At 57.0% G+C, this 14,689-nt stretch carries 12 protein-coding genes and 1 pseudogene; 7 read left to right on the forward strand and 6 right to left on the reverse strand.

What is annotated here, in order from left to right:
* Positions 1-61: 61 nt before the first annotated feature.
* The 4 genes from ACSEMK_RS15270 to qseB all read right to left on the reverse strand — a co-directional run bounded on the left by ACSEMK_RS15270 (position 62) and on the right by qseB (position 3,151).
* The gene (locus ACSEMK_RS15270; RefSeq protein WP_213316620.1) at positions 62-376 is read right to left on the reverse strand and encodes a putative quinol monooxygenase; all 315 of its coding nucleotides are present in this window, start codon (positions 374-376) and stop codon (positions 62-64) included.
* Positions 377-457: 81 nt separating this feature from the next.
* Positions 458-1,039 carry an NAD(P)H-dependent oxidoreductase gene (locus tag ACSEMK_RS15275; RefSeq protein ID WP_020077910.1) on the reverse strand — a complete coding sequence of 194 codons (582 nt, stop codon included), beginning with the start codon at positions 1,037-1,039 and terminating at the stop codon, positions 458-460.
* Between the two features lie 106 nt (positions 1,040-1,145).
* Positions 1,146-2,495: a quorum sensing histidine kinase QseC gene (qseC, locus tag ACSEMK_RS15280; RefSeq protein WP_430915074.1), complete on the reverse strand. Its 1,350-nt coding sequence runs from the start codon at positions 2,493-2,495 to the stop codon at positions 1,146-1,148.
* Entirely contained in the window at positions 2,492-3,151 is a 660-nt protein-coding gene (gene qseB, locus ACSEMK_RS15285; RefSeq protein ID WP_015369657.1) for a quorum sensing response regulator transcription factor QseB, read from the reverse strand. Before qseB ends, qseC begins: the two co-directional genes overlap by 4 nt.
* Before the next feature lie 150 nt (positions 3,152-3,301).
* Between qseB and ACSEMK_RS15290 the strand changes: the two genes are divergently transcribed.
* The 7 genes and pseudogenes from ACSEMK_RS15290 (at position 3,302) to ACSEMK_RS15320 (ending at position 12,344) form a co-directional block, all read left to right on the forward strand.
* Entirely contained in the window at positions 3,302-3,697 is a 396-nt protein-coding gene (locus tag ACSEMK_RS15290; RefSeq protein WP_047065630.1) for a YgiW/YdeI family stress tolerance OB fold protein, read from the forward strand.
* 79 nt (positions 3,698-3,776) lie between these two features.
* Positions 3,777-4,646 carry an AraC family transcriptional regulator gene (locus tag ACSEMK_RS15295; protein WP_430915075.1) on the forward strand — a complete coding sequence of 290 codons (870 nt, stop codon included), beginning with the start codon at positions 3,777-3,779 and terminating at the stop codon, positions 4,644-4,646.
* Between the two features lie 121 nt (positions 4,647-4,767).
* The gene (parC, locus tag ACSEMK_RS15300) at positions 4,768-7,026 is read left to right on the forward strand and encodes a DNA topoisomerase IV subunit A (protein ID WP_113373071.1); all 2,259 of its coding nucleotides are present in this window, start codon (positions 4,768-4,770) and stop codon (positions 7,024-7,026) included.
* Between the two features lie 186 nt (positions 7,027-7,212).
* Positions 7,213-7,950, forward strand: a complete 738-nt coding sequence (gene plsC, locus ACSEMK_RS15305) for a 1-acylglycerol-3-phosphate O-acyltransferase (protein WP_087859817.1) — start codon at positions 7,213-7,215, stop codon at positions 7,948-7,950.
* 83 nt (positions 7,951-8,033) lie between these two features.
* A complete protein-coding gene (gene ftsP, locus ACSEMK_RS15310; RefSeq protein ID WP_087859816.1) occupies positions 8,034-9,446 on the forward strand; it encodes a cell division protein FtsP in 1,413 nt (470 codons plus the stop codon).
* A 33-nt stretch (positions 9,447-9,479) separates the two neighbouring features.
* Positions 9,480-11,817 (forward strand): annotated as a pseudogene (locus ACSEMK_RS15315) (YgiQ family radical SAM protein).
* Positions 11,817-12,344, forward strand: coding sequence for a GNAT family N-acetyltransferase (locus tag ACSEMK_RS15320; RefSeq protein WP_430915076.1), 528 nt, complete (start codon positions 11,817-11,819; stop codon positions 12,342-12,344). The pseudogene ACSEMK_RS15315 and the gene ACSEMK_RS15320 overlap by 1 nt, the downstream one beginning before the upstream one ends.
* Before the next feature lie 34 nt (positions 12,345-12,378).
* Here the strand turns inward: ACSEMK_RS15320 and dkgA are convergent, their stop codons facing one another.
* Positions 12,379-13,206: a 2,5-didehydrogluconate reductase DkgA gene (gene dkgA, locus ACSEMK_RS15325; RefSeq protein WP_015369664.1), complete on the reverse strand. Its 828-nt coding sequence runs from the start codon at positions 13,204-13,206 to the stop codon at positions 12,379-12,381.
* A 144-nt stretch (positions 13,207-13,350) separates the two neighbouring features.
* Positions 13,351-14,514 carry an alcohol dehydrogenase gene (yqhD, locus tag ACSEMK_RS15330; protein ID WP_430915077.1) on the reverse strand — a complete coding sequence of 388 codons (1,164 nt, stop codon included), beginning with the start codon at positions 14,512-14,514 and terminating at the stop codon, positions 13,351-13,353.
* Positions 14,515-14,689 lie beyond the last annotated feature (175 nt).

Genomic DNA, 14,689 nt, shown 5'->3' on the forward strand with positions numbered 1-14,689 from the left:
GACGTCAGCCGCCAGATGCGAAAAAGGGAGCCTGAGGCTCCCTTTTTTACTTCTGCCGGGCTTATACGCCAGCCTGCAGAATGCGGATGCTGGTTTCCAGCACGTCGCCTTTGACCGCTTCAGCGTAAGCCTTCATGTGCGGCGTTTGCAGATGCGCTTCAAGATGCGCGACGCTTTCCCACTGCTCGACCATGACGATCGAATCCGGGGCGGAAGTCTGGAAACTCACGCCAGCGGCGTGGTCAACCAGCGGCGTGTAGCCGTGGCAGCCTTCTTCCTGCAGTACCACTGGGACAATTTTAGCGAACTGATCCAGTACCGCCTGACGGTGGTGTTGGCCCGGACGAGTACGAATTTCGGCAATCACTGTTAACATGGTTAACTCAACTCCTTCTGTGTGTAAACTCGCCATACTTCAAGGTTAGTGACTTGAATAACAGCGAGTGTAGACATCTAGTTAACCAAAAATCTCGGCCAGATGCTTGCGATATTCTGCGATGACGTGGGGAACGTCAGGCATTTTAATCACGTCGTTGGCGATAAAGGTCGGCATCGCGCTCATGCCAAGGAACTGATTGGCTTTGTGGAACGGCAGGTAAACGCCATCAACGCCGACGCCGTGGAAGAATTGATCTTTATCGGTGAAGGCTTCCATCGGCGCATTCCAGGTCAGCGACAGCATGTACTGTTTGCCTTGAATCAATCCGCCGGAGCCATATTTTTTGCTGTCATCGGAGCGGGTACGGCCATCGCTGGCGTACAGAGAACCATGGCCTTCGGTGAAGACGTCATCCATGTACTTTTTCACGGTCCACGGCGCGCCCATCCACCAGCCCGGCATCTGCCAGATAACCACATCGGCCCACAGGAAATTCTGCACTTCTTCTTTTACATCGTACTCGCTTTCCGCGCGGACGATTTTAACATCATGCCCGACGTCGCGCAGATAACCATCCGCGACCTCGGTCAGGGTGTCGTTTAATTGGCCATTAGAGTGAGCGAATTTTTTCGCCCCGTTGATAATCAGGATATTGCTCATTTTTTGCCCTCAATCTATTAAATTTGTCGGCAATTTTACCCCGCGAAGCGGGGCAGTAAAATGAGCAAAATGTGCAAAGTCTTTTGCATTTTTGGCAATAATGCGGCTACCAGTAAACGCGCGCCTCGAAGCCGCCGCCGCGCGCGTTAGCAAAATCAACCCGCATACCGTGCAGCGAGGCGATGCGGCGAACGATCGATAAGCCTAATCCGCTGCCGGGGGCGTCCTGGCCCGGCGGACGATAAAAACGCTCGCCAATGCGCGCCAGGGCTTGCGGACTAATGCCTGGACCATTGTCGCGAACCCGGAACTCGCGGGCGGAAAGCGTAATATCCACCCGGCTACCGCGCGGGCTATAGCGCACGGCATTATCCAGCAGATTGCGTACCAGCAGGCTGAGCAGCAGCGGCTGGCCGGTACGGACGATATTGCTGGCATTCAGATGCAGGCGTAGCTCAATGGCGGACTGCTGCGCGTGGTGATACATCTCCATCACCGCCGACTGCAGCAGGTCGTCGATGGCGACCGGCTGCACGTCATCCAGTTGCGCCAGGGAATCCAACCGCGACAGCGTAAGTAATTGATCGACCAGTCGGGTAGCGCGGTCGATGCCCTGATGTAATTGCGCCAACGCTTTATCCCGACCTTCAGGATCGTCCATTGAAAGCTGGGCAACTTCGGTTTGCACTTTCAGCGCCGCCAGCGGGCTGCGCAACTCGTGGGCGGCATCAGAGGTAAAGCGGCGCTCGCGCAGCATGGTTTCGTGGGTACGGCTGAACAGTTGGTTCAGGGCATCGACCAGCGGGCGAACTTCTGAAGGGATTTTGTCGTCCGACAGACGTTCCGCCGAGTCCGGCGCGCGCTGGTGCAGGGTGCGAGCCAGTTTCTTCAACGGCGCCAGCTCGCGGCTTAATAGTACGATGAGCAACACGAACATCAGCGGTAGCGCGACCAGCCACGGCGTGAGCTGCGAGGTCACGATATCCATCGCCATTTCCCGGCGATAATCCCACTCCTGACCGACGGCGATACGATGGCGGCCGTCAGCGGTGGTCAGCCACAAGAAGCGCCATTGGTCGTCATCGCCGCGCAGGTAGCCATCGCTGAAGCCTTCGCGCTGCGAGCCCCATTGAATGTCTTCGCCGTTTTCACCATCGTTAAGCACCATTTTCCCGTCGCGGGTGAAGATAGCGAAGGCCAGCGCGTCATCATCAAGATGGCCGTGTTTAACTTTTTTCTTTTCGCGGATCTGCTCCGGTCGCGTCTGCAGCTCATCGACATTCATCGCGCTCAGGCGGCGGGCGAAGAGCAGTTGTTGGGTATCAAACAGCTTATCCAGCTTTTCACTGGTCTGCTGCCAGGCGATAACGCTGGCGATCCCCCAGGCGGCGCTGGTTAGCAGGACAAACAGCAGCGTCAGGCGCAGGCGCAGGCTTAAACGGGCGAGTCGCTTCATGCGTCACCCAAGGTATAGCCGATGCCGTGCACGGTACGGATAAAACCGCTGCCGAGTTTGCGCCGCAGATGGTGGACGTGAACTTCCACGGCGTTACTGGAGACCTCGTCGTCCCAGTTATAAAGCTTTTCCTCGATAAGCTTACGCGGCAACACGCGCCCGGCGTTGCGCATAAGCAATTCCAGCAGAGCGAACTCCTTCGGCTTTAGCGCCAGGCTTTCGCCGTCGAGGCTGGCGGTTAAGCGGTTCGGGTCGAGGGTCACCTTACCGTGGCGTAGCTCGCTGCTGCTCTGGCCGTGAGCGCGGCGGATCAGCGCCTCGAGACGCGCCGCTACCTCAATCAGGGCGAAGGGTTTACACAGATAGTCATCGGCGCCAAGCTGTAGCCCTTCGACCCGCTGGCTCAGCGCGTCGCGGGCGGTGAGGATCAGCACGGGTTCATTACGACCTTTATCGCGCCATTCGCGCAGAATATCGAGGCCGTCAATGCCGGGGAGAGTCAGGTCAAGTATCGCGGCGTCGTAAGGGGCGCTATACAGGGCGTTTTTGCCCTCCTGGCCTGCGGTGAACCAGTCGATGCTGAAGCCCATTTTGCTCAGCCCGGCTTTGATACCGTCACCGATCAGTTTGTCATCTTCCACCAATAATATGCGCATGTTTCCCTCCGCCGATCCCGTTTCTTTGCGCAGTAAACCGCGTTGAAGCAGGGGATGTACAGCATTAAAATTTCTTTTTTCCGCTTAAGAAGTCGTTAAGTTTTGTCAGGCGTAATAGGAGCCATACCAACACATAAGGGAGAATATAAGATGAAAAAAATTGCTGCGATGACCGCGATTATTGCTTTGGTTTCCATGCCGGTACTGGCCGCCGGGCAGGGTGGATTCACCGGACCGTCTACTACCGCTACTACGCAGGCCGGCGGCTTCACCGGGCCGAGCGGCGCGGTGACCACCGTGGCGAACGCCAAGTCGCTGCGTGATGACACCTGGGTGACCCTGCGCGGTAAAATCGTCGAGCGCATCTCTGATGATCTGTATAAATTCCAGGATGCCTCCGGCGTGGTGAACGTCGATATCGACCATAAGCGCTGGAACGGCGTGACCGTCGGCCCACAGGATACGGTAGAAATTCAGGGTGAAGTCGATAAAGACTGGAACTCGGTAGAGATCGACGTGAAGCAGATCCGTAAAATCACGCCATAAGGTACGTGCCGGATAGTGCGCAAGATTGGTCAGGAATCGCTATCCTCGCTCTGGCAGAGTATGTCGCGTGGAGGAGACGATGAACGATATTAAGGCCAGCCCGGCGTACGTCGGGCGTTTTCAGCGAGTCTGTTTGTACATTGAGAATCATCTTGATGAGCCGCTAACGCTGGAGGCGCTGAGCGCGATTGCGTATAGCTCGCCTTACCATTTTCACCGGCAATTTAGCGCGTATACCGGCGTTCCGCTGTACCGGTATATTCAGTGGTTACGCTTGCGGCGCGCCTGTTGGCGCCTGGCCTTCAACCCGCACGATAAAATCATCGATATTGCCCTTGATGCCGGATTTCAAAATTCGGAGTCGTTCAGTCGCGCCTTCCGTACCGCGTTTGATCAAAGCCCGACTCAGTTCCGTCAGCGACCGGATTGGGCCGAGTGGCATCGACGCGTACCGAAACATACGCTACAGGAGCAAACTTCGATGGACGTAAACATCATTCAATTTCCAGCTACAAAGGTTGCTATACTACAACATCGCGGGAGCCCGGACCTGGTCAACGCCACCGCCGCGCGTTTTATCGCATGGCGTAAAACGAGCGGGCTGTCGCCAGTCGCCACCAGCGAAACCTGGGGCATTGCCTGGGACGATCCGCAAACAACGCCAGGCGACGCGTTTCGTTTTGATATCTGCGGTACCGTCGATCGGCCGATTAGCGAAAACGCGTTTGGCGTGATTAACGGCGAGATCCCGGCAGGCCGTTGCGCCGTGGCTCGCCACCACGGTTCGCTGGACACGCTGGCGCAAAGCGTCTGGTTCCTCTATCGCGACTGGCTACCCGCCGCCGGGGAGACGCTAAGGGATTTTCCGGTGTACTTCCGCTACCTCAATTTTGTGCATGAAGTTGGCGAGCATGAACTCCGCACCGATATTTATTTGCCGCTAGCCTGATTGATATCCTCATCCTCTTTAACCGATCTCACTTCCTGTGACTCAGGGCGTGAGATCGGGTATTATCGCGGGTAGTTTTGCCGCCGCAATGGCCGCGTCCCAGATTGAGGATCCACGATTAATGAGCGATATGGCAGAGCGCCTCGCGCTACATGAATTCACGGAAAATGCCTACCTGAACTACTCCATGTACGTCATCATGGACAGGGCATTGCCGTTTATTGGCGATGGCTTAAAGCCGGTTCAGCGCCGCATTGTCTATGCAATGTCCGAGCTGGGCCTGAACGCCAGCGCCAAGTTCAAAAAATCCGCCCGCACCGTCGGCGACGTGCTGGGTAAATATCACCCGCACGGCGACAGCGCTTGCTATGAAGCGATGGTGCTGATGGCGCAACCGTTCTCTTACCGCTATCCGCTGGTAGACGGCCAGGGGAACTGGGGGGCGCCGGACGATCCGAAATCCTTCGCGGCGATGCGTTACACCGAATCCCGCCTGTCAAAATACGCCGAATTGCTGCTCAGCGAACTGGGTCAGGGCACCGTCGATTGGGTACCGAACTTTGACGGTACGCTGCAGGAGCCGAAAATGCTGCCGGCGCGTCTGCCGAACATCCTGCTGAACGGCACCACCGGCATCGCCGTTGGTATGGCGACCGATATTCCGCCGCACAACCTGCGTGAAGTGGCGCAGGCGGCGATTACGCTGCTGGAAAAACCGAAAACCACCCTCGATGAGCTGCTGGATATCGTGCAGGGGCCGGACTACCCGACCGAAGCGGAAATCATTACCCCGCGTGCGGAAATTCGCAAAATCTACCAGAACGGCCGCGGTTCGGTACGGATGCGCGCCGTGTGGGCGAAAGAAGACGGCGCGGTGGTGATTAGCGCGCTGCCGCATCAGGTGTCCGGCGCGCGCGTGCTGGAGCAGATCGCCGCGCAGATGCGTAACAAAAAGCTGCCGATGGTTGATGATCTGCGTGATGAATCGGATCATGAAAACCCGACCCGTCTGGTGATCGTGCCGCGTTCCAACCGCGTAGATATGGAGCAGGTGATGAACCACCTGTTCGCCACCACCGATCTGGAAAAGAGCTACCGCATCAACCTCAACATGATCGGCCTGGACAACCGTCCGGCGGTGAAGAATCTGCTCGAAATCCTGACGGAGTGGTTGACCTTCCGTCGTGATACCGTGCGTAACCGCCTGAACTATCGGCTGGAAAAAGTCCTCAAGCGCCTGCACATCCTCGAAGGTTTGCTGGTCGCGTTCCTCAACATTGATGAAGTGATTGAGATAATCCGCCACGAAGATGAACCAAAGCCGGCGCTGATTGCCCGCTTCGGCATCAGCGAAACCCAGGCGGAAGCGATTCTGGAATTAAAACTGCGCCATCTCGCCAAACTGGAAGAGATGAAGATCCGCGGCGAGCAGAGCGAGCTGGAAAAAGAGCGCGATCAGCTGCAGGCGATTCTGGCCTCCGAGCGCAAGATGAATAACCTGCTGAAGAAAGAGCTGCAGGCCGATGCCGATACCTTCGGCGACGACCGCCGTTCGCCGCTGCGCGAACGCGAAGAAGCGAAGGCGATGAGCGAGCACGATATGCTGCCGTCCGAGCCGGTCACTATCGTTCTGTCGCAGATGGGCTGGGTGCGTAGCGCCAAAGGTCACGATATCGATGCGCAGGGGCTGAGCTACAAAGCCGGCGATAGCTGGAAAGCGTCGGTGAAAGGCAAGAGCAACCAGCCGGTGGTATTCATTGATACCACCGGGCGCAGCTACGCCATCGACCCGATTACGCTGCCTTCCGCCCGCGGCCAGGGCGAACCGGTCACCGGTAAAGTGACGTTGCCGCCGGGCGCCAGCGTAGAACATATGCTGATGGAGGCAGACGATCAGAAGCTGCTGATGGCTTCCGATGCCGGCTACGGTTTCGTCTGTACCTTCAACGACCTGGTGGCGCGCAACCGCGCCGGTAAGGCGCTGATTACGCTGCCGGAGAACGCGCATGTCATGCCGCCGCTGGTCATTGAAGACGATGCCGATATGCTGTTGGCGATCACCAACGCCGGGCGCATGCTGATGTTCCCGGTGAGCGATCTGCCGCAGCTGTCGAAAGGCAAAGGCAACAAGATTATCAACATTCCGTCGGCGGAAGCCGCCTCCGGCCAGGATGGGCTGGCGCATCTGTTTGTCCTGCCGCCGCAGAGCACGCTGACCATTCATGTCGGCAAGCGTAAGATCAAACTGCGGCCGGAAGAGCTGCAAAAAGTCACCGGCGAGCGCGGCCGTCGCGGTTCGCTGATGCGCGGCCTGCAGAAAATCGACCGCGTGGAGATCGACTCCCCGCGCCGCGCCTCGGCTGGCGACAGCGAAGAGTAAGACCCGCATCCTTCACCCGGCTGGAGGATGCGAAAATTTGCCGCAAAATCGTTGTTTATTCAGGCATTGCGATTAACATGTCCTCCAGGGGCGGAAATTTTCCGCCCCGCGTTGAGAGGGCAGCGGTGTCCTGAACCTGTGATTCAACGGGTATAACGCTAAGCGGTTTGGGTTTCAGAGGAAGCTATGTTATTTATTTTTCGACTAATTTTTGTTGTCATTTATTGCATCGTGGTGTGCATATTTGGCAGTCTTTACTGCTTGTTCAGCCCGCGCAACCCTAAGCACGTCGCGACGTTTGGTCATCTGTTTGGCCGTCTGTCCCCGGTATTCGGCCTGAAAGTCGAACTGCGTAAGCCCGCGGATGCGGAAAGCTACGGCAATGCGATCTACATCGCTAATCACCAGAACAACTATGATATGGTGACAGCGTCAAATATCGTGCAGCCGCCGACGGTTACCGTAGGGAAAAAAAGCCTGCTGTGGATCCCGTTCTTTGGCCAGCTTTACTGGCTGACGGGCAACCTGCTGATTGACCGTAATAACCGAACCAAAGCGCACGGCACTATCGCCGAAGTAGTGAATGCGTTTAAAAAGCGTAAAATTTCGTTCTGGATGTTCCCGGAAGGGACCCGCAGCCGCGGCCGCGGTCTGCTGCCCTTTAAAACCGGCGCGTTCCACGCGGCCATCGCCGCTGGCGTACCGATTATTCCAGTATGCGTGTCGAATACATCGAACAAAATTAAACTCAATCGCTGGAACAACGGTCTGGTGATTGTCGAGATGCTGCCGCCGGTCGATACCAGCCAGTACGGTAAAGATAATGTGCGCGCGCTGGCGACACACTGCCGCGAGCTGATGTCCGCAAAAATCGCCGAGCTGGATAAAGAAGTGGCCGAGCGCGAAGCGGCTGGAAAGAAATAATACAGGAAACGCCGCGAACGCGAGCGTATTGCTGGCGGGAAACGAATTCCCTTTTTGCATTGTCAGTATTTCATGGAGTTAATATGTCACTCAGTCGGCGTCAGTTTATTAAGGCTTCAGGTGTAGCGCTGTGCGCAGGCGCCGCGCCGCTGAAGGCTCATGCCGCCGGCCAGCAGCCGGCGCTCCCCATTCCGCCTCTGCTGGAATCCCGTCGCGGTCAGCCGCTGTTTCTGACCCTGCAACGTTCTCATTGGTCATTTACCCAGGGCACGCGCGCGCCGGTATGGGGCATCAATGGCCGCTACCTGGGGCCGACCATTCGCGTCTGGAATGGCGATGACGTCAAACTTATCTACAGTAACCGCCTGACCGAAAATGTCGCCATGACGATTCGCGGCCTGCAGGTGCCGGGCCCGCTGATTGGCGGCGCGGCGCGCATGATGTCGCCGAATGCGGATTGGGCGCCGGTATTGCCGATTCGCCAGAGTGCGGCCACTTTGTGGTATCAGGCGAATACCCCGAACCGGATGGCGAAACAGGTTTACAACGGCCTGGCGGGAATGTGGCTGGTGGAAGATGAAGTCAGCAAGAATCTGCCAATTCCTAATCATTATGGCGTTGATGACTTCCCGGTGATTATTCAGGATAAGCGGCTGGATAACTTCGGTACTCCGGAATATAGCGAACCGGGCAGCGGTGGTTTCGTGGGCGATACCCTGTTGGTCAACGGCGCGCAGGGGCCCTATGTCGAAGTCTCACGCGGCTGGGTACGACTGCGTCTGCTGAACGCTTCTAACTCGCGCCGCTATCAGTTGCAGATGAGCGATGGTCGTCTGCTGCACGTTATCTCAGGCGATCAGGGCTTTCTGCCGGCGCCGGTCTCACTTAAGCAATTGTCGCTGGCCCCCGGCGAGCGGCGAGAAATTCTGGTGGATATGACCAACGGCGATGAAGTGTCGATTACCTGCGGCGAAGCGGCGAGCATCGTCGACCGTATCCGCGGTTTCTTCGAGCCGTCGAGCATTTTGATCTCCACGCTGGTGTTGACGCTGCGTCCGACCGGGCTGCTGCCGCTGGTTACCGATAGCCTGCCGGTGCGGCTGCTGCCGACCGAGCTGCTCTCCGGCACGCCGCTGCGCAGCCGCGATATTACGCTCGGCGACGACCCCGGCATCAACGGCCAACTGTGGGATCCGCAGCGTATTGATATCACCGCCCAGCAGGGAACGTGGGAGCGCTGGACCGTGCGCGCCGACCGCCCGCAGTCGTTCCATATTGAAGGCGTGATGTTCCAGATCCGTAACGTTAATGGAACGATGCCGTTCCCGGAAGACCGGGGCTGGAAAGATACCGTATGGATCGACGGGCAGGTAGAACTGCTGGTGTATTATAACCAGCCTTCCTGGCCGCACTTCCCGTTCCAGTACCTGAGCCAGACGCTGGAGCTCGCCGACCGCGGCTCGATTGGCCAGATTCTGGTGAATCCGGCGCCGTAATATCCGTAACCCTGGCCGCAACACGGTCAGGGTTTGAGAAAATCCTCCTTCATTTCCACTATCATTCCGGCTTATAATCCACGCCCTTTTGGTTATTTTTTTATCATTTTCCCCGGAAGCAATATGAGCGCAATATCCCTGATCCAGCCGGATCGTGACCTATTTTCCTGGCCGCAATACTGGGCTGCCTGTTTTGGCCCTGCGCCATTTTTACCGATGTCGCGTGAAGAGATGGATCAACTTGGCTGGGATAGCTGCGACATTATTCTGGTGACCGGCGACGCCTACGTCGACCATCCAAGCTTCGGTATGGCCATCTGCGGCCGTATGCTGGAAGCGCAGGGATTCCGCGTAGGGATCATCTCCCAGCCGGACTGGAACAGCAAAGAAGACTTCATGCGCCTGGGTAAGCCGAATCTGTTCTTCGGCGTGACCGCGGGCAATATGGACTCAATGATCAACCGCTATACCGCCGACCGTAAGCTGCGCCATGACGACGCTTATACCGCCGGCAACGTCGCGGGTAAGCGCCCGGACCGCGCGACGCTGGTTTATACCCAGCGCTGTAAAGAAGCATGGAAAGACGTGCCGGTGATCCTCGGCGGTATCGAGGCCAGCCTGCGCCGTACCGCGCACTACGATTATTGGTCCGATACCGTGCGCCGCTCGGTGCTGGTGGATTCTAAAGCCGATATGCTGATGTTCGGCAACGGCGAGCGCCCGCTGGTAGAAGTGGCGCATCGTCTGGCGATGGGCGAGGCCATCGGCGATATTCGCGATGTGCGTAATACCGCGATCATGGTAAAGGAAGCACTGCCGGGCTGGAGCGGCGTTGACTCCACGCGTCTGGATACGCCGGGCAAAATCGACCCGATTCCGCATCCGTACGGTGAAGACCTGTCGTGCGCAGACAACAAACCGGTTGCGCCGAAAAAAGCTGAGGCCAAAACCGTTGTCGTGCAGCCGCCGCGGCCAAAACCGTGGGAAAAAACCTACGTATTGCTGCCTTCCTTTGAGAAGGTTAAAGGCGACAAAGTGCTGTACGCTCACGCGTCGCGCATTCTGCACCATGAAACCAACCCAGGCTGCGCCCGCGCGCTGATGCAAAAGCACGGCGAGCGTTATATCTGGGTTAACCCGCCGGCGATCCCGCTGTCGACTGAAGAGATGGACAGCGTCTTTGCGCTGCCGTACAAGCGTGTGCCGCATCCTTCTTATGGCGATGCGCGTATCCCGGCCTACGAGATGATTCGCTTCTCCATTAACATCATGCGCGGTTGCTTCGGCGGCTGTTCTTTCTGCTCGATCACCGAGCACGAAGGGCGCATCATCCAGAGTCGCTCCGAAGATTCGATAATCAATGAAATCGAAGCGATTCGCGACACGGTCCCCGGCTTTACCGGCATTATTTCCGATCTTGGCGGCCCAACCGCCAATATGTATATGCTGCGCTGTAAATCGCCGCGCGCTGAGCAGACCTGCCGCCGTCTCTCCTGCGTCTACCCGGATATCTGCCCGCACATGGATACCAACCATGAGCCGACGATTAATCTGTACCGTCGCGCCCGCGACCTGAAAGGCATCAAGAAAATCCTTATCGCATCGGGTGTGCGTTACGACATCGCCGTAGAGGATCCGCGCTATATCAAAGAGCTGGCGACCCACCACGTCGGTGGCTATCTGAAGATCGCTCCGGAGCATACCGAAGAGGGGCCGCTGTCGAAGATGATGAAGCCGGGCATGGGCAGCTATGACCGCTTTAAAGAATTGTTTGATACCTATTCGAAGCAGGCGGGTAAAGAACAGTACCTGATCCCGTACTTTATTTCCGCCCACCCAGGGACGCGCGATGAAGATATGGTGAACCTGGCGCTGTGGCTGAAACGTCATCGCTTCCGTCTCGACCAGGTACAGAACTTCTATCCGTCGCCGCTGGCGAACTCAACCACCATGTATTACACCGGCAAGAACCCGCTGGGTAAAATCGGCTATAAGAGCGAAGACGTGGTGGTGCCGAAGGGCGACAAACAGCGCCGTCTGCATAAAGCGCTGCTGCGCTATCACGATCCGGCAAACTGGCCGCTGATCCGTCAGGCGCTGGAAGCGATGGGTAAAAAGCATCTGATTGGTTCACGCCGTGACTGCCTGGTACCGGCGCCGACCCTTGACGAGATGCGTGAAGCGCGTCGCCAGAACCGCCATACCCGTCCGGCGCTGACGAAGCATACGCCGGTTGCGCATCAGCGCCAGACGCCGGCCGCGCCGGGCGCGAAAAAGCGTATTAAGCCGAAGACGGCGTCCCGCTAAGCCGCTTCCCCGGCGGGTTCGCTCGCCGGGGGAAAGCCTGTCATATAAGGAGAGAGAACGATAATGACGCCGGTAATCCTGTCACGACAGCAGCTGGAAATGTTGTGGGAGATAGATCGCAGTGAAATTATCGACACCCTTTATAAGCTCGATAATGGCCGGCTTCAGGCGTACTCGCAATATTATGATGTGCGAGGTTGGGATCCTCACGATCGCCAGGTTTATACGCCTATTCACGAGGCCTGCTACGATCGCGGCGGTATTTTTTTCGCCTTTTTCGAACAGGATAAAATCATTGCCGCGGCGGCGATGGATACCTTGCCTAGGGGGGAAAAGGGCGATCTACGCCAGCTGCTATTCTTTTATGTGGGCGCGGCGCAGCGTGGCCAGGGATGGGGGCGACGTCTGTTTGACTATGCGCTGCAGCAGCTTCCTGCTCTGGGCGCATCCGGCCTGTATATTTCGTCCATCCCCAACAAAAGCACCGTTGATTTTTATCTCTCACAGGGCTGTCGTTTAATTGATGAGCCCGACCCGGAGCTGTTTGCTCTGGAGCCTGAGGATATACATTTAATTTGCGAAAGCCTTTAGCGCCGTGCGGCGCTAAAGGCAAAAGTGAAGGGGATTAACCGCCGAACTGATCCGGGTCGGGGCCGAGACGTTTGCCCTGGTCCAGCTTAGCGATTTCACTGAGTTCGTCTTTGTCGAGACGGAAGTCCCAGACGTCAAAGTTTTCCGCGATACGCGATGGCGTGACGGATTTCGGGATTACCACCAGTCCGCTGTCGAGATGCCAGCGAATGACGATTTGCGCCGGCGTTTTGCCGTATTTATCCGCCAGATGGTGGATAATTTTCTGATCGAAGACCCCTTTGCCGCCCTGCGCTAATGGGCTCCAGGATTCGGTCTGGATTTTGTGCGTGGCGTTCCATGCATGTAGCTGACGCTGCTGCATTAACGGGTGCAGCTCAATCTGGTTGATCACCGGGGCGACGCCGGTTTCATCGATCAGCTTTTGCAGATGCGGCACCTGGAAATTACACACCCCGATGCTTTTTGCCAGCCCTTGCTGCTGTAGTTCGATCAGCGCCTGCCAGGCTTCGACGTAATGGCCTATCGCTGGCACCGGCCAGTGGATTAAATAGAGATCCACATAGTCCAATTTCAGCTTGCTGAGGCTCTCTTTTAGCGCTTCATGCGGCCGTTTTTGATCGTCATTCCACAGTTTGGTGGTGATGAAGAGCTCATCGCGATTGACGCCCGCGCTGCTTAACGCGTTGCCGACGCCAGCCTCATTTTGGTACGCGGCGGCGGTGTCAAAAGAACGATAACCGACTTCCAGCGCCTTATGAATGGCGGAGACGACTTCCTCGTTGCCTGCTTTCCACACGCCGAGACCCAGCTGCGGCATCAGGTTGCCGTCGTGTAGTTTAATAACGGTTGGATGTGTCATGCCTTCCTCCTGTTAATGAACTCAGCGTCAAAAATCCGCCGAGGGGTAGCATTAAGTCTGGACGAAATAGCTAAAAACGGTAGTAAAAACACCTCTCCTTGACGTTTGTTTAACGTAAGGAGAGGTGAATCAGGCGGGAATAACTTAGCGGGCAGCCTCATAGATACGGCGGCTGACGTCCAGAGTGATATCCTGATTTTCGCCAAGCTTAGTCATGCCGTGCTCTTCCAGCTTCGCCAGCAGCGCCGGGATGGAGCTACCGTCGAGACCGTAATCGGAAAGGCGAGTCGGCACGCCCATTTGCTCGAAGAAACGACGGGTTGCGGCGATAGCGGCATCGATACGCTGTTCTTCGGAACCTTCGGTGATATTCCACACGCGCTCGGCGTACTGCAGCAGCTTAGCGCGCTTGGTATCGCGTTTCTCATTCCACAGCGCCGGCAGCACGATAGCCAGCGTCTGAGCGTGATCCAGGCCGTGCATCGCCGTCAGTTCGTGGCCGAGCATATGCGTCGCCCAGTCCTGAGGCACGCCTGCGCCAATGAGGCCGTTCAATGCCTGCGTCGCCGCCCACATAATGTTGGCGCGCACGTTGTAATTCTCCGGCTCCTGGAGCGCTTTCGGGCCATCTTCCACCAGCGTTAGCAGAATGCCCTCGGCGAAACGGTCCTGAATTTTGCCGTCAACCGGGTAGGTCACGTACTGCTCAACGGTATGGACGAAAGCGTCAACGACACCGTTAGCGACCTGGCGCGGCGGCAGGGTGTAGGTGTAAACCGGATCGAGGATCGCGAAGACCGGCTGAACGTGTTCGGACATAAACGCGCGTTTATCACCGGTGGTTTTACGCGAGATAACCGCGCCTTTGTTTGATTCGGAACCGGTCGCCGGCAGGGTCAATACCGAGCCCATCGGAATGGCGCTGGCAATCTTGTTGCCGTAGGTTTCCAGAATTTCCCACGGATCGATATTCGCGTCATAGTGCGCGGCCGCGGCGATAAACTTGGTGCCATCAAGCACCGAACCGCCGCCAACCGCCAGCAGGAAGGTCACTTTCTCTTCGCGAGCGATTTTCACCGCGTTCATCAGCGTTTCGTAAGACGGGTTTGGCTCAATCCCGCCGAACTCCAGCACGTCAAAGCCAGCCAGCGCGCTCAGTACCTGATCCAGTACGCCGGTTTTCTTCACGCTACCGCCGCCGTAAGTCACCAGCACGCGAGCGCCGGCTGGGATTTGTTCGCGCAGATCGGCGATGGCGCCTTTGCCGAACAGAATGCGGGTTGGGGTATGTAAATTGAAGTTATTCATGGCTGGTGCCCTCATAAAGATGAAACTCCCGGCAGAAAAGACGACTCTCTGCCCGATGGCGGCTATTGTGTTCCTGCGACCGTTTCCTCTCAATGCACATTCCTGCCATTGTCTTGCCCATTTCTCCATTGGGCTGGAGAAAAAGAAGGAAACTACGCACAATAAGCTTGTAGAA

The organism is Klebsiella sp. K-3, assembly GCF_051207495.1.
In the GTDB taxonomy this organism is placed as follows: domain Bacteria; phylum Pseudomonadota; class Gammaproteobacteria; order Enterobacterales; family Enterobacteriaceae; genus Klebsiella; species Klebsiella aerogenes.

Excerpts from the sequence above, each read along its gene's own strand:
- ACSEMK_RS15270 (WP_213316620.1), bottom strand. The coding sequence starts at position 376 with ATGTTAACAGTGATTGCCGAAATTCGTACTCGTCCGGGCCAACACCAC.
- ACSEMK_RS15275 (WP_020077910.1), bottom strand. The coding sequence starts at position 1,039 with ATGAGCAATATCCTGATTATCAACGGGGCGAAAAAATTCGCTCACTCT.
- qseC (WP_430915074.1), bottom strand. The coding sequence starts at position 2,495 with ATGAAGCGACTCGCCCGTTTAAGCCTGCGCCTGCGCCTGACGCTGCTG.
- qseB (WP_015369657.1), bottom strand. The coding sequence starts at position 3,151 with ATGCGCATATTATTGGTGGAAGATGACAAACTGATCGGTGACGGTATC.
- ACSEMK_RS15290 (WP_047065630.1), top strand. The coding sequence starts at position 3,302 with ATGAAAAAAATTGCTGCGATGACCGCGATTATTGCTTTGGTTTCCATG.
- ACSEMK_RS15295 (WP_430915075.1), top strand. The coding sequence starts at position 3,777 with ATGAACGATATTAAGGCCAGCCCGGCGTACGTCGGGCGTTTTCAGCGA.
- parC (WP_113373071.1), top strand. The coding sequence starts at position 4,768 with ATGAGCGATATGGCAGAGCGCCTCGCGCTACATGAATTCACGGAAAAT.
- plsC (WP_087859817.1), top strand. The coding sequence starts at position 7,213 with ATGTTATTTATTTTTCGACTAATTTTTGTTGTCATTTATTGCATCGTG.
- ftsP (WP_087859816.1), top strand. The coding sequence starts at position 8,034 with ATGTCACTCAGTCGGCGTCAGTTTATTAAGGCTTCAGGTGTAGCGCTG.
- ACSEMK_RS15320 (WP_430915076.1), top strand. The coding sequence starts at position 11,817 with ATGACGCCGGTAATCCTGTCACGACAGCAGCTGGAAATGTTGTGGGAG.
- dkgA (WP_015369664.1), bottom strand. The coding sequence starts at position 13,206 with ATGACACATCCAACCGTTATTAAACTACACGACGGCAACCTGATGCCG.
- yqhD (WP_430915077.1), bottom strand. The coding sequence starts at position 14,514 with ATGAATAACTTCAATTTACATACCCCAACCCGCATTCTGTTCGGCAAA.